Here is a 25,015-nt window from a genome sequence, read left to right as displayed (position 1 = left end):
GCGCTAGGAGCGCCGCCGGTAGGCGCGGGTCGCCAGCGGGAAGAACACCGCGATGAGCAGGACGGCCCACACGGCGGTCCACATCAGGGGTCCGGCCACATCCCCGCCCTCCATGAAGGCGCGCATCGCGTCGGTGACGTGGGTGACCGGATTGATCTTGGCGAACGCGGCCATCCAGCCCGGCATCAGCTCCGGGTCGACAAAGGTCGAACTGGCGAACGTCAGCGGGAACATCCACAGCGTGCCGAAGATGTTGACCGCCATGGGCGTGCGCATTAGCAGCCCGACGAACGCGGAGAGCCAGCACAGGGCGAAGGCGAACACCATGACCACGGCGAACGCGCCCAGGACGCCGAGGAACCCGCCGTCGGGCCGGTACCCGATGGCCACACCGACCAGCAGCACGATCAGCACGGTGATCGCGTAGCGGACCAGGTCGCCGAGGATCGCCCCGGTCAGTGGGGCCGACCGGGCCACGGGCAGCGACCGGAACCGGTCGAAGATGCCCTTCTCGATGTCGGTGTTGAGCGAGACACCGGTGCCGATGGTCGCGAAGATGACCGACTGCGCGGTGATACCGGGGATGATGAAGTCCCGGTAGGCCTGCCAGTCGCCCATCATCGCCTGGCCGAAGACGAAGACGAACAGCGCGACGAACATGATCGGCATGAACGTCAGGCCGAGGACCTCTTCGGGGTTGCGCTTGATCTTGAGCAGGCTGCGCCAGGTCAGCAGCGCGCCGTGCTGGAGTGCGGAGACGGGGGTGATCCGCTCCGCCACGCGCGGTCCGGGCTGCGGGGCCGACCGCTCCTGGGTAGTCACGGCGCTCATCGGGATACCGGGGCGTGGGCCGCGGCCGGTGGCCGCGGGCTGCGCGCCCCTCCCTCCTTTCGGGTGGTCGGGTCGAGTGCGGGGATCGGGGTGACGGCGGCCGGCATCAGGCTCCGGTCCGCTCGGGCGCCGGGGTCGCCGAGCTGTCGGGGATGTCGTCGGCGGGGTGGCCGGTCAGCGCCAGGAAGACCTCGTCCAGGCTCGGCTTGCGCAGGGTCAGCTCGGCCACCGCGATCTTGTCGTCATCCAGGCGGCGCACCACCTCGGGCAGCACGGCGGGGTCGGTCACCGAGGCGCTGACGACGGTGTCGGAGGAACGGACCTCCGAGCCCGTCACCGCCTCCACGATCCGTGCGGCCCGCGGCAGCAGCCCGTGGTCGGTCGGCTGCACCTGCAGTACCTGCGTGCCGGCCTGCGCCTTGAGCTCGTCGGGGGTGCCCCGGCTGATGACCCGGCCGTGGTCCAGCACGGCGATGTCGTCGGCCAGCTGGTCGGCCTCCTCCAGGTACTGGGTGGTCAGCAGCACGGTGACACCGTCGTCGGTGAGGCCGCGCACCACGTCCCACAGCTCGTTGCGGCTGTGCGGGTCCAGACCGGTGGTGGGTTCGTCGAGAAAGAGCAGACTGGGCCGTCCCACCAGGCTCGCCGCCAGGTCGAGGCGGCGCCGCATACCGCCGGAGTAGGTCTTGGCGGCGCGGTCGCCGGCGTCCGACAGCGCGAAGCGCTCCAGCAGCTCGGCGGCGCGGGCGCGCGCCTGCGGGCGGGAGTAGCCGAGCAGCCGGGCGATCAGCACCAGGTTCTGGGTGCCGGTGAGGTCCTGGTCCACCGCCGCGTACTGGCCGGTCAGGCCGATCAGACTGCGGACCTTGTGCGGCTGGGAGACCACGTCGAACCCGCCGACGGTGGCCCGCCCGCCGTCGGGGCGCAGCAGCGTCGACAGGATGCGCACGGTGGTCGTCTTGCCGGAGCCGTTGGGACCGAGGACACCCAGCACGGCTCCCGTGCGTGCCACGAGGTCGACCCCGCCCAGGGCGATCTGCCCTTTGAACTCCTTGACCAGCCCTTCCGTCCGGATGGCGTCAGTCATTCGTCCTCCAATTGGCGTGTATGGGGCCCAGTCTCTCCAGCGCCACTGACAAACCACTGATACCGGTTCTAAGTGACCTGACACCCGGCTGTCACGAGGTTTTCCGGCGGCATCCGACATGATCGGGCACGGCTTCGCCGGCCTGGCACCGACCGCTCTGCGGTAACACCGGATGGTTGATCCACGTTCCCCGCGATACCGGGGTTTTACCGCCGTTTTGCGAACCGGGAATCGGGCTCCGGGAGCCGTAGACTCGGCCTTGTGACAATCTCTCCATTGCGTCCTCCGGCGCACCGTGTCTCGCCTCGCGCCGTTCCGATGTGGACCCTGTCTATCGCCGTCGGCGCGGTGGTGGCCGTTGCCGTGCTGGGCGCGGCGGCCTGGGGGATCACCGCGGCCGACTGGAACTGGATCCCCGCGTGGGTCACCGAGTACGTCTGGTGGGTTCCGGGCCTCTACGCGCTCTACGCCGTGGCCAAGACCGCCATCGCTCCGCGCTGGCGCTACCGGGTCCACCGCTGGGAGATCACCGCCGACATGATGTACACCCGGACCGGGTGGATCAGCCGCGCTTGGCAGCTGGTACCGGTGAGCCGGATCCAGACCGTCGACCACACGCAGGGCTGGATGGAACGGATGTTCCGGGTCGCCACGCTGGAAGTGCAGACCGCCTCGCACGCCGGATCCTCGACCATCGAGGGCCTCGACGCCGACGAGGCAAGGCGCATCTCCGAGGACCTGGCGGTGCGCGCGAGCGAGCTTCGGGATGATGCGACGTGAGCGGTGCGGAGCGGCCCTCGCACGAGCAGGAGGGCGCCGAGGAGCGGCGCACCGCGCCGCCGACCGCGGCGACGTCGGCCGCCGGAGGGCCCGCACAGGAGCAGGCGGCCGGGTCCGCACCCGCGCGCGCCGATGACCAGGGCGCCGACGCCGCCGTACCGGAGGACGCGCCCCAGCCCGCACCCGAGGAGGAGAACGGCCCCGAGCCCGAGCGGCGGCTCAGTCCGCTGACCCTGCTCACCGCCCCCGTGGGCTACCTGAAAAACCTCGGCGTCCCGCTGATCGTCGCGCTCGTGGCCGGTACCTTCAACCCCTGGGTCCTGGGCAGCACTCTGGTGGCGATCCTCGCGACGCTGGCCGCCGGTGTCGTCACCTACAAGACGTTCCGCTACCAGGTGGGCGCGGACCGGCTGAAGATCCGCAAGGGCCTGATCAGCCGGTCCCGGCGCAGTATCCCGCTGGAGCGCATCCGCGGCGTGGACGTCACCTCCCAGCTCCTGCACCGGATGCTCGGCCTCGCTGTGGTCAAGATCGAGGCGGCCTCCGGAGGCGGGGAGAGCGAGGAGGGCAAGCTCGACGCCGTGACGATCGCCGAGGCCGAACGCCTGCGCACCGTTCTGCTCCACCGGCGCGCCGTGCTCCGCGGCGACGCGGCGGAGGGCGAGGCGGCTCCGCACGGCATCCCCGGCGGGGCGACCGCCACCGGCACCCCAGCGGGCGCGCCCGCCGCGCCCCCCGGAACGCCGTCGGCCGTCTTCTTCGTGATGCCGCCCAGGTGGTACTTTTACGCGGTCCTGAGCCTGGGCTACCTGCTGACGCCGTTCGTGGCGATCGCCGCGCTGTTCGGCTTCGCCGGGCAGACCATCGAAGTCGCGCCGGGAACGGACGGCGGCGACGCGGCGCACCTCACCTACATGTGGCTGCGCGACCTCGGCTGGACCATGGTGGTCGCGCTGTCCGCGGCGGTCGCGGTGCTGCTGGTCCTGATGATGCCGGTGGCCGCCGTCATCTCCTACGCCGTCACCTACTGGCGCTTCACCCTGCTCCGCCGCGACTCCTCACTGGTCACCGAGCGGGGGCTGTTCACCCGGCAGAGCGTGACCCTGGAGCACCGCCGGATCCGCGGGTACGAGCTGCTGGACAACCCGCTGCAGCGCCTGCGCGACGCGGTGAAGCTGCGCGCGATCGTGACCGGCCTGGGTGAGACCACGACGCGCGCGGTGCTGCTGCCCATCGGTGATCGCCGGCGGGTACTGGAGGTCGTCGAGCGTGCCCTGCGCCCGTTCCGCGGCACGCTGATCGGGCACCCCCGCGAGGCGCTGGGCCGGCGTATGTTCCGCGCGGTGGCGCCGTTCGCCCTCGTCACGGCGATCGCCGCGGCACTCGACATGTGGTGGGTCGCGGGCCTGTTCGCGGTACTGGCGCTGGCGGGCATCCCGCTAGCCGTCGACCGCTACCGGTCCCTGGGGCACGGCTACGACGGTGAGCTGGTCAGCGTGCGGTCGGGATCGATCAGCCGCGAGCAGGCCGCCGTCGAGCGCGCCGCCATCATCGGCTGGACCTGGCGCCAGACCCTGTTCCAGCGGCGCTCGGGTCTGGCCCATCTCGACCTCGCGGTGGGGGCGGGGGACGGCGCCTACACCGCCCTCGACGCGGGGTTCGACGAATCGGTGCTCTTCGCGGCGGGCGTGACACCCGAGATGGTGCGGCCGTTCCTGCGGGAAGGGGCGAGAACCGGTGCCGCGGGCGCGGCGTCCGAGTCCGCCGGCGGCACGGAGTCCCCGCGGGACGGCGCGGCGCCAGACGGTTCGTCCACAGGAAGGGCGTAAACGTGGGCGGCGCCCGAGGCGTTGCCCCGGGCGCCGAAGATCAGGCGGGTGGGATCAGTCCGTCTTCTTGGAGCCGAACATTATCTCGTCCCAGGACGGGACAGAGGCGCGACGGCCACGGCTCTTGCGTCTAGGGGGCTGGGACCCGGCGGTCGCCGCACCGGCCGCTGCGGCGGGCAGCGGCGGCTCCTTCCGGCGGCGCGGTTCCGGCCGCTCCGGGCGCTCCGCGGCGGCGGGGCGCTGGACGGCCGGTGCTTCGAGGGGGTCGATGGTCGGCCGGGCCCGCGTCGGGCGGCTGATCTCGGGGCGCTCCGGACGGGCCGGGGGCTCTGGTGCCTCGCGCGGGTCCTCGTGGTCGACATGGACCGCCGCGCTCTCCTCGGCGGCGGGGGCGGGACGGACGTGGTCGGCGGTGATCGGGACCCGTCCGGACGCCGTGGGGCGCTCCGGCAGCGCGGAGGGGAGCGGACCGTCGTCGGGCTCCGACACGGGTTCCGGCGCCGCCTCCTGGCGGCGCGGCACGAACGGGGTCACGTTCGCGCTCGCCGGACCCAGGTCGAGCGGTTCGTCGGCTTCGGGGTCGAGGAAGCGCAGCGCCTCCTCGTCGGCCGGGGTCACGCAGCGGCGGCGCGGCTCATAGACCCAGTGCGCCACGCGCTCCTCACCGGCCAGGAGGAAGGCCAGCTTGATCTGCCAGGTGTTGTCCTCGCGCTTCCAGGAGTCCCAGACGGCGTCGCCGGTCTCCAGCTGGTGGGGGCCGACGCGCTCGGTCACGAGGTCGCCGAGGGCCGGACCGGGAGCGGATTCTCCCGGGCGGCGCACGGAGGCCCGCTGGGCCTGCTGCGCCATGTACTCGCGTTCCTGGAGGACGGGCCCTTCGAACCAGCGCACGCGTTCGATGGGGATCCCCGCGTGATCGGCGATCGCCTCCGCTGTCTCACCGGAGCGTATCCGGGCCTGGATTTCCTTGGGGCGCAACGGATTCTCCACTTCGATCTCGTACTGGCCGAGTCGGGAGAACTGGCCGCGAACGGCGGCGCGGAGACGGTCGTCGACGGGCAGCATGAAACGGGTTCCACGGCCGGCGCTCGCCAGTACCAGGTAGGTGCCGTCCTCACTCACGGCAACGAGGCGAAGCTCCTGCATCGCCCTCCCTTTCGCGTCCCGTCGAGGGTAGGTCCTCGGCCATCCCCCATGTTCTCAGTCTCATCAACAACCGGTTGTTCGGCCAGTACCGCGCCCGGCATGTCCGAACTGTGGGCGACCCTCCGGGCGTGTGTGCCGCCGCCGCGAGCGTCGTGGTGCTCCTATCGTGCCATCTTGACACGGGAGTGGACCGGCGGCCGAGGGGCGGGACCAGGGTTTCGGTCGGGCCTGTGCCCCACCGGGCGCATCAGGCGCCGATCCGCCGACCGCGGCCGAGTCCGGCGCGGACCCCGGGCGTGACGGGCGCCACCATCCGAGTGGGGCGGCGCAACTCGACACGCCGATCGAGATCACAGGGTGATTGATCCAATCTCTGACGTTTATCAGAACATTAGCGATCTTCGCGTATGTTGTCCGCTTATGCGTGGGATGGAGAAGGTCGGCTTCGCGACATCGTGTTGCGGCCGGGCCGAAACCACCCACGGTTCGACGAGAATCCCGACGGGCGTCAGGGGGCGCCGGAAGGGGGAGGATTGAGCGAGGTCGAGGAAAAGAAGCGGATCGACCTGAACATGTCCCAGGTCGTCGGGGGTGGCATCGCCACGCTCGGCGCCGCGTCGGCGGCCTCGTACCTGGGGGTCTGGGGCACCATCGGGGGTGCCGCGGCCATGAGTGTCATGAGCACGGTCGGCGGCGCGGTGATCCAGCACTTCGTCAAGCAGAGCGGAGACAAGGCCAAGAAACTAGCCGAGCGCACCCAGGTGGCCCCCGCTGGCAGGCAGCGCGTGACCAGCGCGCGGGCGGCCGACGGCGGCACCGCTGTGGCGGGGGATGCGCCGGTGTCTTACGGTGCGGACGCCACGCAGGCGATGCTCGCGGCGGGTGCGGGGACGCGACCGCCGCGATTCCGATGCCCGGCATGGCCGACACCGAGGCGACCCGGGCGATGCCCGTTGTCGAGGACGCCGCCTCCCGGGGGAGAGGCCAGATCGGGACGCCGCGGAGGACGCCGAGGACGTCGTGGACGAGCGGACCTGGTGGCAGCGGTGGCGTGCCGTCGTCCTCCCGCCGCCGTCGTGTTCGTCCTCGTCATGGGGTGATCCTGGCGATCGAGCTGATGACCGGGCGCACCCTGAGCGACAACCTCCAGGGCAACGACGTCCAGTCGGGCCCCTCCATCCTGGGCGGGCAGAGCCAGACCCCTGCCACCGACACCCCCGACCCGGGCACGACCCCCGACACCGGGCGCCAGGACGGCGGGACCACCCAGCAGAACGAGCCGACCCCCACCCCGGACACCGGCGCCACGGCCGACCCGAACGGCGGCACGGACAGCGGGACCGACCAGGGCACCGGCGGTGACACCGACGACTCCACCGACGGCGACTCCGGCGGAACGGGTGGCGACACCGGTGGCGACACGGGCGGTGACACCGGTGGTGACACGGGAAGCGACGACGGAGGCTCCGACGGCACCTCCGGTGGCAGCGGGAACACCGGGCAACAGGACGGCGGTACTGGTGGAACGGGCGGCGGCTCGGACCAGCGGGCCCCGAACACGGCCCCCTCCGCGGGCGCCGGGGGATGACGCCGGGCGCGTCCCGACGCAGGCGGCACCGCCCGGTCACGGGTGGTGCCGCCGCTCCTGCGGACTGGCCAGGGGGCGCGGTCAGCGCCCCAGGACGCCGTCGAGGTAGGTGTTGGCGAACCGGCGCTTCGGGTCGACCCGGTCGCGGACGGCCATGGCGTCGCCGAGACGCGGGTAGACGGACTCCAGGTAGGCGCGGTCGCGGGTGTGCATCTTCCCCCAGTGCGGCCGTCCGCCCACCGAGGTGAAGACGGCCTCCAGGTCGGCGAAGTACCGCTCGTAGGGCGCGCCCTGGTAGACGTGCGCGGCCACGTAGGCGGTGGCCCGGCCATAGGCCGTGGACAGCCAGACGTCGTCGGCCGGGGCGAAGCGCACCTCGATCGGGAAGCTGATCCGGTGGTTGCGGCGGTCGATGATCGAGCGGATCTCGCGGAGCACGTCGGTGAGGTTCTCGACGGGGATGGCGTACTCCATCTCGACGAACTTCACCCGCCGGGTGCTGGCGAACACCTTGTAGGAGGTGTCGGTGTAGGTGCGCGGCGACAGGGCGCGCGCCGAGATCTGGTTGATCGCGGGGATCGCCGCGGGGGAGCGCCGCCCGGTCCGGTTGGCCAGGCCGAAGACGGTGCTCGCGAGGAACTCGTCGTCGAGCCAGGCGCGGAACGGACCGACCGGGTGGGCGGGTCCCTCCACCCGGTTGTTGCGCTTGGTGTAGGTGCGCCCGGTGTGCGGGAACCAGAAGAACTCGAAGTGCTCGTTGTCCGCGCGCAGCCGCGCGCAGCTCTCCAGCACCTCCTCCAGCGGCATCGGGATCTCCTGGGCGCGCAGCAGGAAGGACGGGCGCACCGCCAGGGTCAGCGCGGTGACGATCCCGAACGCCCCCAGGCCGACCCGCGCGGCGTGGAAGAGGTCGGTGTTCTCCTCGGCCGAGCAGGTCACCACGCTGCCGTCGGCGGGCACCAGTTCCATGCCCACGACCTGCGAGGCCAGGCCGCCGACGTCGCGGCCGGTGCCGTGGGTCCCGGTCTGGATCGCACCGGCCATCGTCTGCACGGCGACGTCGCCCATGTTGGCCAGGGCCAGGCCGTGCGTGTGCAGCGCCTCGTTGGCATCGCATATCGGCAGCCCGGCCTCGACCGTGGCGGTTCCGGCCGCGGGGTCCACATCGCGCACCCGGGTCAGCGACGTGGGGGAGAGCAGGGTGCCGTCGGTGATCGCGACGTCGGTGAAGGAGTGGCCGGTGCCCACCATCCGCACCCGGTTGCCCTCCTCAGCCGCCGCGCGGACAGCCGAGACGACGTCGCTGGAGTCGTTGGGGGATTCCATCCGGCGCGGCCGAGCCCGATGTGTCCCAGGCCATGTGGTCCACAACACGTTCGTCATGCCTTGGCACGCTACCGACACTTCCGCGCGCGGGTGAAGGTGGGCCGACCATTCGGTGACGATCGTTACGCGCCACCGCGCCCGGACCGGGACGGGGCGGCCTCCGTGGCCTGGTTTCATGGAATCTATGAGGCCCTACGACGCGTTTCTGCTGATCTCCTTCGGCGGCCCGGAGGCCGTCGACGACGTCATCCCGTTCCTGGAGAACGTCACTCGCGGACGCGGGATCCCCCGCGAGCGACTGGCGGAGGTCGGTGAGCACTACTACCTGTTCGACGGTGTGAGCCCGATCAACCAGCAGTGCCGCGACCTGATCGAGGCGATCCGCGCCGACTTCGCCGCCAACGGGGTGGACCTGCCCGTCTACTGGGGCAACCGCTTCTGGGAGCCGATGCTCACCGACACCGTCGCGCAGATGGCCAAGGACGGCGTCCGCCGCGTCGTCGCGCTGGCCACCTCGGCCTACAGCAACTACTCCAGCCACCGCGCCTACCTCAACGACATCGAGGCGGCGCGTGCGGCCGTCGGCCCCGACGCACCGGAGATCGAGCTCATCCGCCCGTTCTTCGACCACCCCGGCTTCATCGAGCCGCTGGTCGAGAACGCCCGCGCCGCGCTCGACCGGCTGCCCGAGAGTGAGCGGTCCGGGGCGCGGCTGCTGTTCTCCGCCCACTCCATTCCCACCGCCATGGCCGCCGCCAGCGGCGCCCCCGAGCAGGGGTACGGGCCGGGCGGGGCGTACGTCGCGCAGCTGGAGGAGGTGGCGCGGCTGGTCACCGAGCGCCTGGGCGGCGGGCACGACTACGAGCTCGTGTACCAGAGCCGCAGCGGCCCGCCGAGCCAGCCCTGGCTGGAGCCCGACATCAACGACCGGCTGGAGGAGCTCGCCGCTGAGGGCGTGTCGGCGGTCGTCACCGTCCCGCACGGGTTCGTCTCCGACCACATGGAGGTCAAGTACGACCTCGACCACGAGGCGGTGGAGACCGCGCGCCGCCTGGGGATCGCCTTCGAGCGCGCGCTGTGCCCCGGCGCCCACCCGAAGTTCGTGGCGATGGCGCGCGAGCTCATCACCGAGCGGGCGACAGGCGCCGAGCGCGTCGGGCTGAGCACGCTCCCCGGCTGCCCCGAGGGCTCGCCCACCTGCTGCGCACCCCGGTGACCGGCACCGGCGCGCTGTGATCATCATCACCCGCACCCTCGCGGTGGGGCCGTGACCTCGCGGATGGCCGCATGGGCGGCCGACCCGCCGTCGCCGCGGCCCAAGGTCACAACCGCACGGCCCGCCGCCGTCCTGGGACGACGGCTACGATGCATCGCGTGAGAGCCTGGCTGACGCGTGCTCGTTCACGCGCGACCATCCCGGTCGCCCTCCTGGCCCTGGCCGTCGTCGCCGGGGCCATCGCCGCGACCGGTCCGGGGGACGACGACGGCGGGGCCTATCGGGTGGTCGACCAGGTCGTCGACGTCCCGGAGGAACCCGGCGGCGACACCCACATCGGGCTCGACACCAGCCTCTTCCTCCCGGACGGCGTCGAGGGCCGCGTTCCGGCGGTCCTCGTCGCGCACGGCTTCGCCGGCAGCAAGGAGACCAGCCGGGAGGAGGCGGCCGCCCTGGCCGAGGCCGGATACGCCGTGCTGACCTGGACGGCCCGGGGGTTCGGCGCGTCCGGCGGGGAGATCGGGCTCAACGACCCCGACTACGAGGTCGCCGACGTTTCCCGCCTCCTCGACTGGCTGGCCCAGCGCCCAGAGATCCAGCTCGACGGCGAGGGCGACCCGCGCGTCGGTATGACCGGGGGCTCCTACGGCGGCGCCGTCACCCTGCTGGCGGCCGGGACCGACGACCGGATCGACGCGATTGCCCCGCGCTCCACCTACAACGACCTGGCCGACGCGCTCTTCCCCGACGCCTCCGGCAACGGGCCGCGCAACGGCGTCTACAAGCAGATGTGGGCCGGACTCCTGTTCACCGCGGGCAGCGTCGGCACCCAGGACCCCGGCGGACTCGGCGGACTCGGCGGTGCGGGCGGGCCCGGGGCACCCGGCGGCGCCAACGCCCCGACGACGCCCCCGCCTCGGACCCCGCACGGGCGCCCAGCGGCCCCGCCGCAGGGGACGCGACAGCGGACGACCCCGGCTCGGCGCGCTGCGGGCGCTTCCGCCCCGAAGTGTGCGACCTGTATGTCGACGCCGCCGAGCACGGCCGCCCCTCGCAGAAGATGCTCGACCTGCTGCGCCGCAACAGCCCCGCCTCGGTGGTCGACGACATCACCGCCCCCACCCTGCTCGTCCAGGGCATGCAGGACTCGCTGTTCCCCCTCGACCAGGCCGACGCCACCGCACGGGCACTGGAGGACAACGACGTCCCCCTGGACGTCATGTGGACCGAGGGCGGCCACGACGCCGCCTCCCCCGAGGGCCAGGACACCACCGAGGCCATTCGCGACTGGTTCGACGCCTGGCTCACGGGCGACGGCGCGGCCGACGCCGAGACCGGGTTCTCGGTGACCCGCCCCCAGCACGTCAGCAACGGCGGCCGCTCGACCCGCCAGGGCACGATCCCCCGCGCCGCCCGCACGTCGGCCTACCCGGGCCTGGACGGGACGGACGCGGAGTCCGTCCCGCTCAACGGAGGGGCGGGAGACGACAACGGAGTCCAGGAGATCGTGGCCCCGCCGGGCGGCTCGCCCGCCGGGTTTTCCGCGGTTCCCGGCCTCGGCGCCCTCGGCGGCCTCGGCGGCGACCTGCCCGGCGGCGCCGGGTTCTCCCTGGACATCCCCGGGCAGGCCGCGACGTTCGAGTCCGCTCCCCTCGACTCCGACCTCACCGTGACCGGCGCACCGACGATCACCGTCCGCGTCACCGACGCCGGGGACACGGCAGCGGCCGACAGGGACGACCAGAGGGACGACGTAGAGGCCGCCCCCACCGAGGCCGTCCTCTTCGCCAAGGTCTACGACGTCAGCGCCGACGGCACGGCCGCGCTGCCGCGCCAGCTGGTCGCCCCCGTGCGCGTGCCCCTCACGGCGGACGGCACCGACGTGGAGATCCGCCTCCCGGCGATCGACCACACCTTCGCCGAGGGACACACCCTCCGTTTCGCGGTGAGCACCACCGACATGGCCTACGACCGGCCCAGCACCGCCGCGACCTACGGCATCGGCCTGCCCGACCCCCAGGCCGGCCTCACCCTGCCCACCCAGCCCGAGCTGGTCACTCCCCGGCACGTGTTGCCCGTGTGGACCTGGGCGCTTCCGCTGTCCGCGCTGATCGTGGCCGCCGGGCTGCTGCTCGTCGGTCGGCGCAGGACCGCACCGGCGCCGGTCGACGCGGACCTCGCCGACGTGCCGCTGCGTATCGAGGGCCTGACCAAGCGCTTCCCCAACGGTTACCTCGCGGTCGACCACCTCTCCCTGCGGGTGGAGCGCGGCCAGGTACTCGGCCTGCTCGGCCCCAACGGGGCGGGCAAGACCACGACCCTGCGCATGCTCATGGGCCTGGTGCGCCCCGACGCGGGCGACATCCGCGTCTTCGGCCACAAGGTCGTCCCCGGTACCCCCGCCCTGGCCCGCCTGGGCTCCTTCGTCGAGGGCCCCGGCCACCTGCCGCACCTGTCCGGCCGGGCCAACCTGGAACTGTACTGGCGCGCCACCGGTCGCCCGATGGCCGAGTCCGGCATCGACGAGGCCGTGCGTATCGCCGCCCTCGGCGCGGCGCTGGAGCGCCCGGTGCGCACCTACTCCCAGGGCATGCGGCAGCGGCTGTCCATCGCCCAGGCGATGCTCGGCCTGCCCGACCTGCTCGTCCTGGACGAACCCACCAATGGGCTCGACCCGCCCCAGATCCGCGAGATGCGCGATGTCCTGGTGGACTACGCGTCCACCGGCCGTACCGTGATCATCTCCAGCCACCTGCTCGCCGAGGTGGAGCAGACCTGCACCCACGTCGTGGTGATGGACCGCGGGCGGCACGTCGCCGCCGGTCCGGTCGCCGACATCGTGGGCGAAGGGGACTCCGTCCTCGTCGGTGTGCCGGACCCCGCCGCCGTGGCCGACCGCGTCCGCGCCATCGACGGCGTCGCCGAGGCCGAGCCCGCCGAGGACGGACTGGTCGTCCGGTTGCGGGAGGGGACCGTCGCCCAGCTCGTAACGGCGCTCGTCGCAGCGGACATCCCGGTTGAGCGCGTCGTGCCGCGGCGGCGCCTGGAGGACGCGTTCCTGTCGCTGATCGGCAGCGCCGAGCGGCGAGCGGAGTCGTCGTTGCCGGGTGCCGAAGGCCGTATCGCTTCGGCGGCGGAGACGAGCGAGGAGACGAGCGCGAGCAAAGACACAGAGGCGGGGGAGCGGCCGTGAGCGGAGCACAGCCCGACGTGTCGGGCGGCGGGGTGAGCCAGCGAGGAGGAGCGATCAGCGAGTCGAGCCGACCCGACCGCCATGTACGGCACACACTTCCGCTGCGCGTGGAGCTCAGCCGCCAGCTGCGCCGTCGGCGCACCCTGCTGACGTTCGGCTTCCTGCTGCTGATTCCCTGGCTGCTGGTGATCGCCTTCGCGGTGGACAGCGGGGACTCCGACGGCGGCGGACCCAGCTGGAACCTGCTGGACCTGGCCACCACCGGCGCGTTCAACTTCACCGTGTTCACGCTGTACGTGGCCGCGGGCTTCCTGCTCGTCGTCGTGGTCGCGCTGTTCTGCGGCGACACCGTGGCCAGCGAGGCGGGCTGGTCCAGCCTGCGCTACCTGCTGGCCGCGCCGGTCCCGCGCATGCGGCTGCTGCGGCAGAAGCTGCTCATCGCGCTCGCGCTCAGCGCGGCCGGTGTCCTCACGCTGGCGCTGATGGCGCTGATCGCGGGCGGCCTCGCCTACGGCTGGCAGCCCATCGAGCTGCCCGCGGTCGGCCCCGCGCCGAGCCTGGCCGACTCCTTCCTGCGGATCGGCATCGTGGTGGGCTACCTGATGGTGGCGCTGCTCGTGGTCGCCGGAACCGCGTTCGCGCTGACCGTGGCCACCGACTCCCCGCTGGGGGCCGTCGGCGGTGCCGTCGCGCTGATCATCATGTCCAACATCCTGGAGGCGGTCGAGGCGCTCGGCGCCATCCGCGAGTTCCTCCCCGCCTACTGGATGTTCGCCTGGACCGACGCGCTGCGCCCGGAACTGCCCTGGGACGGGATGGCGCGCGGGGCGGCCGTGTCGTTCTCGTACGCGACCGTGCTCATCGCCTGGGCGTTCCGGCACTTCCGGGACAAGGACGTGGTGTCCTGACACGCCCCGCGCCCGCGCGGCGCCGGGGGGCGACCGCCCGCCCACCCCGCACACGCCCTCGGTAGGGTCGCCCCCAGGCCGAAAAGTCGACAACGCGGGAGGTTCGCTGTGGTCCGTTCCTGGTATGAGCTGCCCGACTACGTCAGGTTGCGCCGCGTCAACGGGTTGCGGCTTTCCCCGACGGGACCCGGCTCGTCGCGCCCGTGAGCGAGCTCAACCCGACGGCACGTCGTTTGGGACGGCTCTGTGGGAGATCGACCCGGCGGGCGAACACGAGCCGCGCCGCCTCACCCGCTCCAGCGCCGGGGAGTCGGCCCGGCCTTCCTCCCCGACGGGTCGGTGCTGTTCACCTCCACCCGCGCCGACGCCGAGGCCGCGTCGAACGGGTCCGCCGACGCGCGCACCCCCGCGCTGTGGCTGCTGCCCGCGCAGGGCGGGGAGGCGCGCCAGGTGGCCGCCCCGGCGGGCGGCGTCAAGGCCTTCTCCGTGGCCCGTGACCGCGGCACCGTCACCTACACCGCCGCGACCCGGCCCGACGCCGAGTGCGCCCAGGCCGACGCGGAGTGGCGCACCGCCCGCATGGACAGCGGGGTGACGGCGATCCTGCACGAGTCCAGTCCCGTCCGCTACTGGGACCACGATGTCGGCCCCGACCTCCCGCGGATGTACGCGGCCGCGCCCCCGGCCGACGCCGCGTCGCCACTGGGGGAGGCGCGTGACCTCACCCCCGACGCGGGCAAGGCACTGATCGAGCAGACCGGGGAGGTCACCCCCGACGGCGGCACGGTCGTCACCGGCTGGCAGGTGCACGCGGGCAGGGGCGTGTGGCGCAGCGAGGTCGTCACCGTCGACGTGGGCACCGGGGAGCGCGCCGTGCTGGCCACCAGCACGACGTTCGAGTTCGAGCACCCCCGCGTCTCCCCCGACGGGCGGTACGCGGTGATGCTCCGCACCTTCGACGGCGACTACGACGGCGAACCCCGCGACTGCACGCTCTGGCTCGTGGACCTCACCACCGGCGAGGGGCGCGACCTGCTGCCCGACGCCGAGCTGTGGCCGCGCGAGTACACCTGGGCCGCCGACTCCTCGGCCGTCTTCTTCGTCGCCGACCACCACGGCCGCCGCCCGGTGTTCCGCGTCGACCTCGCCACCACCTCGCTGACCCGGGTGACCGGCGACGACGGTGCCTACAGCTGCCTCAACCCGGCCCCGGACGCCCACACGCTCTATGCCCTGCGCGACGCCTGGGACGCCGCGCCCGCGCCCGTGCGCCTGGACGGCGCGGCGACCGAGGGGCGGCCGACGTCGCTCACGGCCCCGCAGGCGCCCCTCGACGTCCCCGGCACGCTCACCGAGGTCAAGACGGTGGCCGAGGACGGCACCCCGCTGCGGTCCTGGCTGGTGCTGCCCGGCGACGCTGCGGCCGACTCCCCGGCTCCGCTGGTGGTGTGGGTGCACGGCGGCCCCTACCTGAGCTTCAACGGCTGGACCTGGAGGTGGAACCCGTGGCTGCTGGCGGCCCGGGGGTACGCCGTACTGCTGCCCGACCCGGCGCCGTCGACCGGGTACGGCCAGGACATGCTCCGCCGCGCCTGGGGCCGCTGGGGGCCGTGCACGTTCGCCGACGTCATGGCGATCACCGACGCCGCCGTCGCCCGCGCCGACATCGACGCCGAGCGCACCGCCATGATGGGCGGGTCCTTCGGCGGCTACATGGCCAACTGGATCGCCGGGCACACCGACCGCTTCAAGGCGATCGTCGCGCACGCCTCGCTCTGGGGCCTGGACGCCTTCGGCGGCTCCACCGACGCCCCGTGGGTGTGGGCGCGCGAGTTCGGCGACCCCCGGAGCCAGCCGGAGCGCTACGAGCTCAACAGCCCGCATCGGCACGTGTCCCGGATCACGACGCCCATGCTGGTCATCCACGGGGACAAGGACTACCGGGTGCCGATCGGGGAAGGCCTGCGGCTGTGGTGGGATCTGGTCAGCCACGAGGTGGACGCCAAGTTCCTGTACTTCCCGGACGAGAGCCACTGGGTGCTCACCCCGGGCAACATCAGGGTCTGGTACGAGACGGTGTTCGCCTTCCTCGACCACCATGTGCTCGGCAAGGAATGGTGCCGCCCGGAACTGCTGTGACAGCGGCCGTGCGGCCGCTGTGACCACCGTCGCGGTTCCGTCCGCGGCGACTCCGGGCACAACGCGTGCGTAACCACACACCAGGGGGATTTTCCATGTCCGTTGCGGACCCGGCCGAGCTCCTCGCGCTCGCCCTCGACACCGCCCGGGAGGCCGGGCGGCTCGCGGCCGAGGGCCAGGAGGGCATCGGCGTCCTCGAAACCAAGTCAACACCCACCGACGTCGTGACCGCCATGGACCGCGCGTCGGAGGAGCTGATCCGCAAGCGCCTGCTCAGCGCCCGGCCCGGCGACGCGGTCCTCGGTGAGGAGGGCGGCGCCGCGACCGGCTCCAGCGGGGTCCGCTGGATCGTCGACCCGATCGACGGGACGGTGAACTACCTCTACGGCCGCGCGGACTGGGCCGTGTCGATCGCGGCCGAGCTCGACGGGGAGGTCGTGGCCGGGGCCGTGGTGGCGCCGGTGCGCGGCGACGAGTACACGGCGACGCGGGGCGGCGGGGCGTTCTGCAACGGTGCGCCGATGCGGGTGCGCCCCGCTGTGCCGCTGGAGATGGCGCTGGTGGCCACCGGTTTCGGTTACAGCACCGAGCGCCGCGCCCGTCAGGCGGAGGTGCTGCGCACGCTGCTGCCGCGGGTGCGCGACATCCGGCGCGCCGGATCGGCCGCGCTGGACCTGTGCGCGCTGGCGCGGGGGCACCACGACGCCTACTACGAGCGGGGGCTCAACGCGTGGGACTGGGCGGCGGCCACCCTCATCGCCCAGGAGGCCGGTGCGCGCGTCGGAGGGCTGCGTGGGAGGCCCGCCAACCCGGACCTGGTGATCGCGGCTCCCCCTGGCCTGTTCGAGGAGCTGCACGACCTTCTGGAGCCGCTGAAGGCGGATGCGGACACTGACGAGGTCGAGCCCCCGGCGTAACGCGGCGGCGGCCGCCCCGGGAGGGCGGGCCGCCCGGCCGCGGAGGACGTCAGGTTGAGGCGCGGCCGAAACACCGTTTCGGCCGCGCCTCACAACGGGTGTGTGCACGGAAAAGGGCCGGTCGGATCTTCTCGATCCGGCCGGCCCTCGGTGTACGACGAGGTCAGGCGCTTTCGGGGTCGATCCCGTTGCGAGCCGCGATGCGGTGCAGGTCCTCAAGTTCCGACAAGTGCGTGTCGGCGAGGAAGTCGTCTCCGGCGGACTGGGCCGCTTGGAGCGACATGGAGGTCTCTCTGATGCGGCACTTGATCTCCGCGAGGAACTCGCCCATTTCACCTCACTCTATGTTCAAGCAGGAACTACGATGCGTCACGCCAGTGTGACAGGAATAGCAGCTCGGACCGTGCGTACCCACCCCACCGGTCCGGGTAAACCTCGCTTCGGCGGCGTTTGGCGGTCCGCGATCGGGTCGCTCCGGACGGTGCGGCGTGAGCACATCATGCCAGTCGATGTGATGCGTGTCCCATCAGGGGCGGCGATTGGGTGGCCCGAACGGCGGTCCCGCGTGTCCGGATTGGGCGGCAGAGGTGCGGATTCGGGCCGATGGGCAGCTATTTCGGGTGATCGACGCCGCTCGGGCGTGGCGCGGGACACAACGGATGATTCGTGCGAGTGCTTACTTGTTTCTTATCCTGGATGTGTCAGATTCGAGATGTGCGGGGTGATGCCGCTGCCGGCGGTTGGGGGATACGTCGGCAGCGGCTCCTCGCATTCGGGGGAATATCGGTGCGCCGATCCCGGCCCTGGGGTCGGTCGCCGATACTCGAGCTCCCGGCGCCTGTCGAGGTTGCCGCGCTCCGGGTACCGCTCTACGTTGAGCGGTACCGGATGAAGACCGGGCCGCGTTATCGTGGCCTCGCAGCAGAACTGAACCGGCTGCGACGGTTTACTTCATCCTTATTCGGGGTGTGGGAGAACGATGGACGCGGCCGGGGTATAGACGCCGCTGCCGGTGTGTTGGGGGATGCGCCGGCAGCGGCCCACCGGTCTCTGCGGGAAACGAAGGACACAGTGCGCGTACTTGTGGTCGAAGACGAGCGAGTGCTCGCCGACGCCGTCGCCGTCGGACTGCGGCGGGAATCGATGGCCGTGGACGTCGTCTATGACGGCGACAGTGCCCTGGAGCACGCCGGAGTCAACGAGTACGACGTCATCGTCCTGGACCGGGACCTTCCCGGGGTGCACGGCGACGACGTCGCGCGGTCACTGGTCGAGCAGAGCTACACCGGGCGGATCCTGATGCTCACGGCCTCCCGCGAGCTGGAGGACAAGGTCGAGGGGCTCACCCTCGGCGCCGACGACTACATGGCCAAGCCGTTCGCCTTCGCCGAACTCATCGCCCGCGTTCGCGCCCTGGGCCGCCGCGCGGTCCCGCCGCTGCCGCCGGTGCTGCGCCGCAGCGGCATCGCCCTCGACCCCGCCAACCACACCGTGGAGCGCGACGGCCGCGACGTGGCGCTCACCCCCAAGGAGTTCGCCGTCCTGGAGGTGCTGATGCGCGCCAACGGCACGGTGGTCAGCGCCGAGGGGCTGCTGGAGAAGGCCTGGGACGAGAACGCCGACCCCTTCACCAACGTCGTGCGCGTCACCGTGATGACCCTGCGCAAGAAGCTGGGTGAGCCCCCCGTCATCCAGACCGTCCCCGGTGCGGGATACCGGATTTGAGTACGGGCGACGGCGAACCCGAGGTCCCACCGGGAGAGGTGGCGCCGACCCCGCCCGGTGAGACCGGGACCTGGCGGCGCCTGGCCACCCCCGCCGCGCCCTCGGCCAAGCCGCAGAGCGTGGTCTCCCACCAGGTGCACCGGCTGGCCGACAACATCAGCCTGCGCGCCCGGCTCACCCTCATCTACGGCATGCTGTTCTTCGCCGCCGGCTCCCTGCTGGTGCTGCTGAACTACGTCATCGTCGCGGCCGTCCTGAACACCCTGCAGTTCGTTCCCAACCCCGAGGCCGGCTACCCAGATCCCACGCCCGAGCAGATGGCGTACTACAAGCGCCAACTGATCGAGAGTCTCCTGGCACAGGTCACCCGGTTCTCGGTGCTGGCGCTGGTCATCGTGGGGCTGCTCGCGGTGGCGCTCGGCTACGTGATCGCCGGACGGGCCCTGTCCCCGCTGCAGAAGATCACCCGCACCGCGCGCCGCCTGTCCGAACGCTCCCTGCACGAGCGCATCGCGCTCGGCGGCCCCGAGGACGAGATCCGTGAACTCGCCGACACCTTCGACGGCATGCTGGAGCGCCTCGACCGCGCGTTCGACGGGCAGCGCCGGTTCGTCGCCAACGCCTCGCACGAGCTGCGCACGCCCCTGGCCATCAACCGGACGCTGCTGGAGGTCACGCTGAGCGACCCCGACGCCTCGGCCGATCTGAAATCGGTCGGGCGCACCCTGCTGGAGACCAACGCCCGGCACGAGCGGCTCATCGACGGACTGCTGCTGCTCGCCAAGAGCGACAAGGAGCTCGACACCCGCGTCCACATCGACCTGGGCGAGGTCGCCGAGACCGTCCTCAGCCAGCTGTCGGCCGACATCGATGAGTCCGGCCTGACGCTGCGCTCCGACCTGCGCGCCGCCCACGTCACCGGCGACCCGGTGCTCCTGGAACGGCTAGTGGGCAATCTCGTGGAGAACGCGCTGCGGTACAACGTCGCCGAGGGCGAGATCACCATCCGCACGGGCATATACGACGGCAGGCCCGCCGTCCAGGTGGAGAACTCCGGGCCGGTGATCCCCGGCTACGAGGTCGAGGGCCTGTTCGAGCCCTTCCGGCGCGCCTCGGGCGACCGCCTGCGCTCCGCCAAGAGCGCCGGCCTGGGGCTGTCCATCGTGCGCTCGGTGGTGCGCGCCCACGGCGGCACGGTGCAGGCCTGGCCGCGCGCGGGCGGCGGGCTCGTGGTGACCGTCTGCCTGCCGGAGCGACGCGCCGAAGGCCCGTCCGGCACGGGCCGCTGAGCCCTTCGGCGACCGAGCTGCGCCGAGGATCTCGTCCGTGATATCTATACGTGTCGCACGACACGGCCACCCTGGGTCCGAGCACCCACCAACGGTAGGTATGCTCTCCCGGGCGTGAATACGGAGGGAAATGCTCCCGACGTAAGCGTGTCAGTTCTGACCTTGCCACTCGGGGAGTACCCGCGCTCGGCCGGTGCGAGGAAAGACGAAGAAATAGGTCGCAATCCTTCGGGCGTTGGGTAGCACATGAGAACGAACCGGTCCGCGTCGTGTAGGGACATGACCGGACCCGGCCGTTCCGTGCCGCCAGCAGGTGGAACGTTACCCGGGAGGGGGAACACTCCACTCGCGCCCATGGAGAAATTTGGCCGAAACGGGCACAAGAGGCGTCTCTCAAGCGTTACATCCGCGCGACGAGGCATAGAACGAGGGGGATGGAGTTAGCGCAATGGCCACCGATTACGACAGCCCGCGCAAGACCGACGAGGACATCAACGAGGACAGCCTGCAGGAACTGCAGGCGCGTCGGGTCGACAAGGGCACCGGCACCATCGACGTCGACCCGGACGAGGTTGCCGAGGGCCTGGAGCTGCCGGGCGCGGACCTCTCCGGTGAGGAACTGGCGGTCCGGGTGCTGCCGCGGCAGGCGGACGAGTTCACCTGCTCGCGCTGCTTCCTGGTGCACCACCGCAGCCAGCTCGCCGAGGAGCGCAACGGGGCGCTGGTCTGCAAGGAGTGTGTCTGAGACAGGAGGGCCTCCCTCCCTTGAGTCGCCTCGTAGGCCGTGCGCCCTGGCATGCTGATGCGCCCCCGTTACCGGGGGCGCATCGCCATGTCCGCCCCGTGCCCGGGCGTCCAGGGCCGCTCCCCCGCCCCGCCCGTGGCGTCCCGCCCGCGTCTGGTTTGATGGAGGGGACGCCGAGAGGAAGGTGAGCACGGTGCCCAGCGCCAGTGCGGAGGACGGCGGCACGGCGGCGGAAGCGCCCCCCGTCCCCACTGAGAACGACGATGTCGGCGCGCTCGTCGGGCGGATCATCACCGACGACGGCACCGACCCCCAGCGGAGGGCCGGACTCCTCGGGCGCCTCACCCGCGCCCTGGCCGACGGTGCGCGGACCGCGGGGGTCAAGGGCACGGCCACCGGCCGCTGGATCACCGAGGTGTTCACCGACGACATCGCGCCGCGCATCCCCGTGCGCGACCGCGCGACCCTCGTCCGCCACCACAACGGCCTCGACGGCGAGGAGCTCGCCGACGCCCTGGTGCGCAGCGCCGCCCACGCCACCACCACGGTCGGTGCCGCCGGCGGCGCGCTGGCGGCCGTCCAGTTCACCGCGCCGCCCCTGCTGCTGACCGTGCCTGCCCAGATCGTGGCCGAGACGCTCGTGGTCGCGGCCATCGAGGTCAAGCTCATCGCCGAGCTGCACGAGGTGTACGCGACACCGGTGCCGGACTCCGGATTGCGGCGTGCCTCGGGTTACCTGTCGGCCTGGGCCCGAAAGCGCGGCATCGACCCCCTCCAGGTCCCCGAATCGGTCGCGGTCGCGCTGGGGACCGCCGCCAAGGCCGCCCTGCGCAAGCGCCTGATGCGGCTGATGGGCCGCCATCTCACCACGCTCGGCCCCTACCTCACCGGCGCGGTGGCCGGTGGCACCCTCAACCGCATGGCCACCTTCGCCCTGGGCAAGGCCGTGCGCGCCGACCTGCGCGGCCAGGCGCCCGCACCGGCCCCGCCGCTGCCCACCGGGGCGGGGCGGCAGGCGCTCACCGCACCCTCCGCCCCAGACGCAGGTACCGCCCTGGGGGCCTGATCGGACGGGCCGGGCCGCATCCACCCGGCCCCCGCCGCTGGTGACGGCTCAGCGGCCGTCCAACTCCCGGTGCCGCTGCGGCCCCAGGCGCTTGTAGGCGGCGCGCACCGCCAGGACCCGCGCGACCTCCATGCCGACGCCGGTCACCACGGCCCAGCCCAGCGCCTCGCCCAGGCCGATCTCCAGCGACTCGGGGTCGTTCGGCGGCTCCTTGCCGGTCACCTGGGTCCACGCGAAGGTCAGGACCTTGCGGGCCGCGAACCCGGCCGCGAGGGCGGCCACGCCGCCCACGATCTGCGCGGCGAGCTCACCTTCCTGCTTTGCCATGTGATTCGATCACTTCCGTTGTCGTTGCCAACATGCGGGGGTCTGCCGACGATACTGTCATGTCCCAGGCCGCGCGGCACGGCGTCCCACCGGTGTCGGCCCGGCGGCCGGGTGCGCTGTCCAGGTGAGGCACACGCCACGATCACCCCCAGGGCCCCGCAAACCAGGAGCGATCATGGTCGGGAGAGCAATACCATTGCCCCATGACCAACCGCTCTCGTTCCTTCCGCGTGCCCGACAAGCCTTCGCTCGACGGTATCGAGGCGAAATGGGTCGACGTATGGGATGAGTCCGGCGTCTACCATTTCGACCGCGCCAAGAGCCGCGACGAGATCTTCTCGATCGACACCCCGCCGCCCACGGTCTCGGGGTCCCTGCACATCGGGCATGCCTTCTCCTACACCCACACCGACACCGTCGCCCGCTTCCACCGCATGCGCGGCAAGTCGGTCTTCTACCCGATGGGCTGGGACGACAACGGCCTGCCCACCGAACGCCGGGTGCAGAACTACTACGGCGTCCGCTGCGACCCGTCGATCCCCTACGACCCGGACTTCTCCCCGCCCGCCAAGCCCGACCCCAAGCGGCAGGTGTCGATCTCCCGCCGCAACTTCATCGAGCTGTGCGACCGGCTCACCGCCGAGGACGAGAAGGTCTTCGAGAACGTCTGGCGCCGCCTGGGGCTGAGCGTCGACTGGCGCTACACGTATGCCACCATCGACGACAACTCCCGCGCCGCCGCCCAGCGGGCGTTTCTGCGCAACCTCGCGCGCGGCGAGGCCTACATGTCGGAGGCGCCCACGCTGTGGGACGTCACCTTCCGCACCGCCGTCGCCCAGGCCGAGCTGGAGGACCGGGAGCGCCCCAGCGCCTTCCACAAGCTGGCCTTCCACCGCGCCGACGGCGGCCAGGTCCAGATCGAGACCACCCGCCCGGAGCTGCTGGCCGCCTGCGTCGCGCTGGTCGCCCATCCCGACGACGAGCGCTACCAGGAGCTGTTCGGGCAGACCGTGCGCACGCCGCTCTTCGGCGTCGAGGTCCCGGTCAAGGCGCACCGTCTGGCCGACCCGGAGAAGGGCTCCGGGATCGCCATGATCTGTACCTTCGGCGACACCACCGACGTCACCTGGTGGCGTGAGCTGCAGCTGGAGACCCGCGCGATCATCGGCTGGGACGGCCGCGTCGTGGCCGAGCCGCCCGCGGCGATCACCTCCGAGGACGGCCGCCTGGCCTACGGCCGCCTCGCCGGCGCCACCGTGCACACCGCGCGCGAGCGCGTCGTCGAGATGCTGCGCGAAACCGGCGAGCTGATCGGCGAGCCCGCGCCGATCACCCACCCGGTCAAGTTCTACGAGAGGGGCGACAAGCCCCTCGAAATCGTCACCACCCGCCAGTGGTACATCCGCAACGGCGGCCGCGACGCCGACATCCGCGACGCGCTGCTGTCCCGCGGCCGGGAGCTCACCTGGTACCCGGGCCACATGCGGTCCCGCTACGAGCACTGGGTCGAGGGGCTCAACGGCGACTGGCTGATCAGCCGCCAGCGCTTCTTCGGCGTCCCCTTCCCGGTCTGGTATCCGTTGGACGACGAGGGCAACCCGCGCTACGAGGCGCCGATCGTGCCGGACGAGGCGGCGCTGCCGGTCGACCCCGGCTCCGAGGCCCCCGCCGGCTACACCGAGGACCAGCGCGGCCGCCCCGGCGGGTTCATGGGCGACCCCGACATCATGGACACCTGGGCCACCTCGTCACTGACGCCGCAGATCGCGGGTGGCTGGGAACGCGACAACGACCTGTTCGAGCGCGTGTTCCCGATGGACCTGCGCCCGCAGGGCCAGGACATCATCCGCACCTGGCTGTTCGCCACGGTCGTCCGGTCGCACTTCGAGCACGGCACCGTCCCGTGGAAGGGCACCGGCATCTCCGGCTGGATCCTGGACCCCGACCGCAAGAAGATGTCGAAGTCCAGGGGCAACGTCGTCACGCCCATCGACCTGCTGGAGCGCTACAGCTCCGACGCGGTCCGGTACTGGGCGGCCAGCGGGCGCCTGGGCACCGACACCGCGCTCGACGAGGGCCAGATGAAGGTCGGCCGCCGCCTGTCCATCAAGATCCTCAACGCCAGCAAGTTCGTGCTGTCGGTCGCCGGGGAGAACGCCTCCGACGACCCGTCCGCCGTCGCCGAGCCGCTGGACCGCGCCATGCTCGCGGCGCTGTCCGAGGTCGTCGAGGACGCCACCGCGGCCTTCGAGGCCTACGACCACACCCGTGCCCTGGAGCACACCGAGCGGTTCTTCTGGGAGTTCTGCGACGACTACCTGGAGCTGGTGAAGGCCCGCGCCTACGACGACGACGCGAACACAGCAACGGGCGCCTCGGCGCGCGCGGCGCTGCTCATCGCCCTGTCGGCGCTGCAGCGGCTGTTCGCCCCGTTCCTGCCGTTCGTCGCCGACGAGGTCTGGTCCTGGTGGAACGAGGGCTCGGTGCACGCCGCGTCCTGGCCGGACGCCGCGGAGATGCGCGCCGCCGCCCAGGGCGGCGACCCCGCGGTCCTCGCCGCGACCTCCGAGGTGCTGCGGGCGGTCCGCAAGGCCAAGTCCGAGGCGAAGCTGTCGATGCGCGCCGAGGTCGAGCGGGTCGTCGTCCGCGGCAAGAACGTGCGCAACGCGCAGGTCGCCCACGGCGACCTCGCCGCCGCCGGACGCGCCGCCGAGCTCGACTTCGAGGTCACCGGCGACAGTGAGCTCACGGTCGACGTGGTGCTGCCGGCGCCCGCGTCCGACGCCTAACGGCCCGACGGGTGGGGCAGCCGCCCCACACGACGCGACGTCGCAGGGGCTCCCGTGCCCGCGGGAGCCCCTGGCCGCCCACTCGTCACCGGCTCCACTGAGCATGGCGGCCAC

Annotated in this window: 19 protein-coding genes and 2 pseudogenes; 15 read left to right on the top strand and 6 right to left on the bottom strand. The window is 72.1% G+C overall.

Translation table 11 applies throughout. The annotated features are described in order from the left end of the window. Nucleotides 1-3 precede the first annotated feature (3 nt). On the bottom strand, nucleotides 4-831 hold the full coding sequence (locus CDO52_RS18365) for an ABC transporter permease (RefSeq protein WP_026125702.1): 828 nt from the start codon (nucleotides 829-831) through the stop codon (nucleotides 4-6). Nucleotides 832-937: 106 nt separating this feature from the next. Continuing rightward, entirely contained in the window at nucleotides 938-1,918 is a 981-nt protein-coding gene (locus CDO52_RS18360) for a daunorubicin resistance protein DrrA family ABC transporter ATP-binding protein (RefSeq protein WP_017618171.1), read from the bottom strand. 318 nt (nucleotides 1,919-2,236) lie between these two features. Between CDO52_RS18360 and CDO52_RS18355 the strand changes: the two genes are divergently transcribed. Both CDO52_RS18355 and CDO52_RS18350 read left to right on the top strand, forming a co-directional pair. Continuing rightward, the gene (locus CDO52_RS18355; protein ID WP_017618172.1) at nucleotides 2,237-2,698 is read left to right on the top strand and encodes a PH domain-containing protein; all 462 of its coding nucleotides are present in this window, start codon (nucleotides 2,237-2,239) and stop codon (nucleotides 2,696-2,698) included. After that, nucleotides 2,695-4,527, top strand: a complete 1,833-nt coding sequence (locus tag CDO52_RS18350; RefSeq protein WP_017618173.1) for a PH domain-containing protein — start codon at nucleotides 2,695-2,697, stop codon at nucleotides 4,525-4,527. Before CDO52_RS18355 ends, CDO52_RS18350 begins: the two co-directional genes overlap by 4 nt. A gap of 54 nt (nucleotides 4,528-4,581) precedes the next feature. Here the strand turns inward: CDO52_RS18350 and sepH are convergent, their stop codons facing one another. After that, nucleotides 4,582-5,673: a septation protein SepH gene (gene sepH, locus CDO52_RS18345; protein WP_094932563.1), complete on the bottom strand. Its 1,092-nt coding sequence runs from the start codon at nucleotides 5,671-5,673 to the stop codon at nucleotides 4,582-4,584. A gap of 533 nt (nucleotides 5,674-6,206) precedes the next feature. Between sepH and CDO52_RS27700 the strand changes: the two genes are divergently transcribed. Together CDO52_RS27700 and CDO52_RS28220 are read left to right on the top strand one after the other, a co-directional pair. Next, nucleotides 6,207-6,773, top strand: coding sequence for a hypothetical protein (locus CDO52_RS27700; RefSeq protein WP_157745639.1), 567 nt, complete (start codon nucleotides 6,207-6,209; stop codon nucleotides 6,771-6,773). Beyond that, nucleotides 6,770-7,261, top strand: a complete 492-nt coding sequence (locus tag CDO52_RS28220) for a hypothetical protein (RefSeq protein ID WP_198345755.1) — start codon at nucleotides 6,770-6,772, stop codon at nucleotides 7,259-7,261. Before CDO52_RS27700 ends, CDO52_RS28220 begins: the two co-directional genes overlap by 4 nt. Before the next feature lie 81 nt (nucleotides 7,262-7,342). Here CDO52_RS28220 and CDO52_RS18330 read toward each other — a convergent pair whose 3' ends face one another. After that, complete coding sequence (locus CDO52_RS18330; RefSeq protein WP_026125703.1) at nucleotides 7,343-8,644, bottom strand: D-arabinono-1,4-lactone oxidase; 1,302 nt, start codon at nucleotides 8,642-8,644, stop codon at nucleotides 7,343-7,345. A gap of 127 nt (nucleotides 8,645-8,771) precedes the next feature. On the opposite strand from CDO52_RS18330, the gene CDO52_RS18325 reads away from it, so the two are divergent. The 6 genes and pseudogenes from CDO52_RS18325 (at nucleotide 8,772) to CDO52_RS18300 (ending at nucleotide 16,960) form a co-directional block, all read left to right on the top strand. Then, the gene (locus CDO52_RS18325; RefSeq protein WP_094932561.1) at nucleotides 8,772-9,803 is read left to right on the top strand and encodes a ferrochelatase; all 1,032 of its coding nucleotides are present in this window, start codon (nucleotides 8,772-8,774) and stop codon (nucleotides 9,801-9,803) included. A 71-nt stretch (nucleotides 9,804-9,874) separates the two neighbouring features. Further along, nucleotides 9,875-10,489, top strand: a pseudogene (locus CDO52_RS28215) (alpha/beta hydrolase); the annotation flags it as partial. Nucleotides 10,490-10,812: 323 nt separating this feature from the next. After that, the gene (locus tag CDO52_RS18315; RefSeq protein ID WP_232524244.1) at nucleotides 10,813-12,996 is read left to right on the top strand and encodes an ATP-binding cassette domain-containing protein; all 2,184 of its coding nucleotides are present in this window, start codon (nucleotides 10,813-10,815) and stop codon (nucleotides 12,994-12,996) included. Beyond that, nucleotides 12,993-13,904: an ABC transporter permease gene (locus CDO52_RS18310; protein WP_017618179.1), complete on the top strand. Its 912-nt coding sequence runs from the start codon at nucleotides 12,993-12,995 to the stop codon at nucleotides 13,902-13,904. Before CDO52_RS18315 ends, CDO52_RS18310 begins: the two co-directional genes overlap by 4 nt. 108 nt (nucleotides 13,905-14,012) lie before the next feature. After that, a pseudogene (locus CDO52_RS18305) lies at nucleotides 14,013-16,043 on the top strand (S9 family peptidase). A gap of 95 nt (nucleotides 16,044-16,138) precedes the next feature. Then, complete coding sequence (locus CDO52_RS18300) at nucleotides 16,139-16,960, top strand: inositol monophosphatase family protein (protein ID WP_017618181.1); 822 nt, start codon at nucleotides 16,139-16,141, stop codon at nucleotides 16,958-16,960. A gap of 163 nt (nucleotides 16,961-17,123) precedes the next feature. Here the strand turns inward: CDO52_RS18300 and CDO52_RS28210 are convergent, their stop codons facing one another. Then, complete coding sequence (locus CDO52_RS28210) at nucleotides 17,124-17,291, bottom strand: hypothetical protein (RefSeq protein ID WP_017618182.1); 168 nt, start codon at nucleotides 17,289-17,291, stop codon at nucleotides 17,124-17,126. 740 nt (nucleotides 17,292-18,031) lie between these two features. On the opposite strand from CDO52_RS28210, the gene CDO52_RS18295 reads away from it, so the two are divergent. From CDO52_RS18295 to CDO52_RS18280, 4 genes are all read left to right on the top strand, one after another. Next, nucleotides 18,032-18,685, top strand: coding sequence for a response regulator transcription factor (locus tag CDO52_RS18295; protein ID WP_026125706.1), 654 nt, complete (start codon nucleotides 18,032-18,034; stop codon nucleotides 18,683-18,685). Beyond that, the gene (locus tag CDO52_RS18290; RefSeq protein WP_017618184.1) at nucleotides 18,682-19,974 is read left to right on the top strand and encodes a sensor histidine kinase; all 1,293 of its coding nucleotides are present in this window, start codon (nucleotides 18,682-18,684) and stop codon (nucleotides 19,972-19,974) included. The genes CDO52_RS18295 and CDO52_RS18290 overlap by 4 nt, the downstream gene beginning before the upstream one ends. A 448-nt stretch (nucleotides 19,975-20,422) precedes the next feature. Next, entirely contained in the window at nucleotides 20,423-20,719 is a 297-nt protein-coding gene (locus CDO52_RS18285) for a DUF4193 domain-containing protein (protein WP_017618185.1), read from the top strand. A gap of 193 nt (nucleotides 20,720-20,912) precedes the next feature. Further along, nucleotides 20,913-21,785, top strand: coding sequence for a hypothetical protein (locus tag CDO52_RS18280; protein WP_017618186.1), 873 nt, complete (start codon nucleotides 20,913-20,915; stop codon nucleotides 21,783-21,785). A 48-nt stretch (nucleotides 21,786-21,833) separates the two neighbouring features. Here CDO52_RS18280 and CDO52_RS18275 read toward each other — a convergent pair whose 3' ends face one another. Beyond that, complete coding sequence (locus CDO52_RS18275) at nucleotides 21,834-22,112, bottom strand: DUF4235 domain-containing protein (protein ID WP_017618187.1); 279 nt, start codon at nucleotides 22,110-22,112, stop codon at nucleotides 21,834-21,836. 203 nt (nucleotides 22,113-22,315) lie between these two features. On the opposite strand from CDO52_RS18275, the gene valS reads away from it, so the two are divergent. Beyond that, nucleotides 22,316-24,901, top strand: coding sequence for a valine--tRNA ligase (gene valS / locus CDO52_RS18270; protein WP_017618188.1), 2,586 nt, complete (start codon nucleotides 22,316-22,318; stop codon nucleotides 24,899-24,901). Nucleotides 24,902-25,015: the final 114 nt, after the last annotated feature.

The sequence above is a fragment of the Nocardiopsis gilva YIM 90087 genome, assembly GCF_002263495.1.
Lineage (GTDB): Bacteria > Actinomycetota > Actinomycetes > Streptosporangiales > Streptosporangiaceae > Nocardiopsis_C > Nocardiopsis_C gilva.
Note: the sequence above shows the minus strand (reverse complement) of the source record. Positions and strands in the feature narration are given on the sequence as shown.

Bases quoted from the DNA above. Each gene is read 5' to 3' on its own strand.
- CDO52_RS18330 (WP_026125703.1), bottom strand. From the start codon at position 8,644: ATGACGAACGTGTTGTGGACCACATGGCCTGGGACACATCGGGCTCGG.
- CDO52_RS18365 (WP_026125702.1), bottom strand. From the start codon at position 831: ATGAGCGCCGTGACTACCCAGGAGCGGTCGGCCCCGCAGCCCGGACCG.
- CDO52_RS18300 (WP_017618181.1), top strand. From the start codon at position 16,139: ATGTCCGTTGCGGACCCGGCCGAGCTCCTCGCGCTCGCCCTCGACACC.
- CDO52_RS18275 (WP_017618187.1), bottom strand. From the start codon at position 22,112: ATGGCAAAGCAGGAAGGTGAGCTCGCCGCGCAGATCGTGGGCGGCGTG.
- CDO52_RS18355 (WP_017618172.1), top strand. From the start codon at position 2,237: ATGTGGACCCTGTCTATCGCCGTCGGCGCGGTGGTGGCCGTTGCCGTG.
- CDO52_RS28210 (WP_017618182.1), bottom strand. From the start codon at position 17,291: ATGGGCGAGTTCCTCGCGGAGATCAAGTGCCGCATCAGAGAGACCTCC.
- CDO52_RS18325 (WP_094932561.1), top strand. From the start codon at position 8,772: ATGAGGCCCTACGACGCGTTTCTGCTGATCTCCTTCGGCGGCCCGGAG.
- valS (WP_017618188.1), top strand. From the start codon at position 22,316: ATGACCAACCGCTCTCGTTCCTTCCGCGTGCCCGACAAGCCTTCGCTC.
- CDO52_RS18360 (WP_017618171.1), bottom strand. From the start codon at position 1,918: ATGACTGACGCCATCCGGACGGAAGGGCTGGTCAAGGAGTTCAAAGGG.
- CDO52_RS18285 (WP_017618185.1), top strand. From the start codon at position 20,423: ATGGCCACCGATTACGACAGCCCGCGCAAGACCGACGAGGACATCAAC.
- sepH (WP_094932563.1), bottom strand. From the start codon at position 5,673: ATGCAGGAGCTTCGCCTCGTTGCCGTGAGTGAGGACGGCACCTACCTG.